This is a genomic window from Candidatus Merdisoma sp. HCP28S3_D10, assembly GCF_052065835.1.
Classification (GTDB): domain Bacteria; phylum Bacillota; class Clostridia; order Lachnospirales; family Lachnospiraceae; genus Laedolimicola.
Window position 1 is genome coordinate 1 of sequence record NZ_JBQHTG010000015.1, and the last position, 354, is coordinate 354.

Sequence of the window (354 nt, forward strand, 5' to 3'; positions counted from 1 at the left end):
TTTTAGGATAATCACCTCGGATGTCTTGTGTTAAATTCATTCTAAGGATTGAATTTAACTTGTAGATATTTCAGTATATAGTTTTCAAGGTACAATGTAAATCTTGGTGTCAGTTCATCAGATTTGATGTGCTGACAATGGGCTTAAGTGGACTCGAACCACCGACCTCACGCTTATCAGGCGTGCGCTCTAACCGGCTGAGCTATAAGCCCGTCTTTGTCTCACACTCTTTCGAATGCTTGACGAATGGAGATGGAGAGATTCGAACTCTTGACCCCCTGCTTGCAAGGCAGGTGCTCTCCCAACTGAGCTACACCCCCATATCATTCTGGCAGCCACCTGCTCTCCCATATC

The 354-nt window shown here is 45.2% G+C and carries 2 tRNA genes; both read right to left on the reverse strand.

What is annotated here, in order from left to right:
• Positions 1-138: 138 nt before the first annotated feature.
• Positions 139-212 (reverse strand) — tRNA-Ile (locus ACTNCH_RS12825).
• Between the two features lie 35 nt (positions 213-247).
• A tRNA-Ala gene (locus tag ACTNCH_RS12830) sits at positions 248-320 on the reverse strand.
• Between the last annotated feature and the right edge of the window lie 34 nt (positions 321-354).